Genomic DNA, 1236 nt, shown 5'->3' on the forward strand with positions numbered 1-1236 from the left:
GTCATAAAGAACTATAGGAAGACATTACAAATAGCCTTGCTGTATATGTTTTTTTTCAGCAAGGCTATTTGTAATTGGATTTTTTTGATTTTAATCGTGTTCTTCTAGAAAATTATAGAAAACAAATGTATGACTATTAGTTGTATCTGAGAGTGACCTTGTATTTTGTGCATTACGTTTTCTACGTTCTTGCTTCTGTTTAGATTTTTGATTAAACATTTTTATGAAATGTGCAGGATTACTGTGTTCAGCTTTATTAAACTGGAACCATTGCACACATTCTTCAAAATCCCATCTTGTGTAGCGATCAATATCCGGTGGCAATCTTAAAGCAATTGTATACGCATCATTTTCAGATAGGTATGTTAGCTCTTGACTCAAAATGTAGTAATACGCTCTTTTCTGATCTTCACTCAAATAATCATTTAATTCTTGTAATCTATTATTTTTTCCTTGTTTCTCATGATTGACAGCAGGTTTTGATTGCTCTTCAATGCTGAAAAAATCTAAGGAAGGTGAAGGTTTAAAATTGTTTTTTTGCATAAATTCAAGATTTGTTACATCAGAGTTTTTACTAATTTTGTTCTTTAAAAATCTAGTAAAAGTAGCACAAACATCAATTGCTACAGCCCATTTTATCTTGAAATATTCAACAATCTTTAAATAGTTATTATGTATTGTTAAGATGTAAACAGAGGGGGCGATCTTTCCATGTCGTCTTACCTTTATTTGTTGGCATACTCCTAAATCTTGCAGCCAATTAAAAACGTAATTAATAATAGGTTTTGAAATTCCAGATTTTTTGCTGATGTGTTCTTGTCTAACTTGACTATAGCCTTCTTGTACTAAATAAGATAAAACAGTCTCTAAAGCTTCGTATTTCCTTTTGGTAAGATAATCTTTTGTGGTAGCACCTTCACACTCTAGGACAATACTATCAATATAAGAAATTATTTTCTTGATTTCTTGATTGATAGCTCCAGGAGTTTTAGATAAGTGATGAATGTGGGGACTTAGTTCCGCTTTTGCTCGACTTAACAAAAAGTTTCGTGAAATCACAAAAAAACCTCCTATTTCTCCCACTAAACACATACAGAAAAAACATGGAAAAATAGAGGTTCTTATTCACATTAAATTCACCTTATGTTATAATTATCGTCATAAGTGAACATTAAAAATGTTAAATAAGACCCTTGCTATTCTAGGAGTTTTAAATTGGTTCATGTCGCCAAACTA

1 protein-coding gene is annotated in these 1236 nt (G+C 31.0%); it reads right to left on the reverse strand.

The window, feature by feature from the left end; translation table 11 throughout:
• Positions 1-90: 90 nt before the first annotated feature.
• A complete protein-coding gene (locus ACQGS6_RS28870; RefSeq protein ID WP_426966063.1) occupies positions 91-1059 on the reverse strand; it encodes a Replicase RepFR55 in 969 nt (322 codons plus the stop codon).
• Positions 1060-1236: the final 177 nt, after the last annotated feature.

This window comes from Bacillus sp. GMs2/2, assembly GCF_050172095.1.
GTDB lineage: Bacteria > Bacillota > Bacilli > Bacillales > Bacillaceae_G > Bacillus_A > Bacillus_A cereus.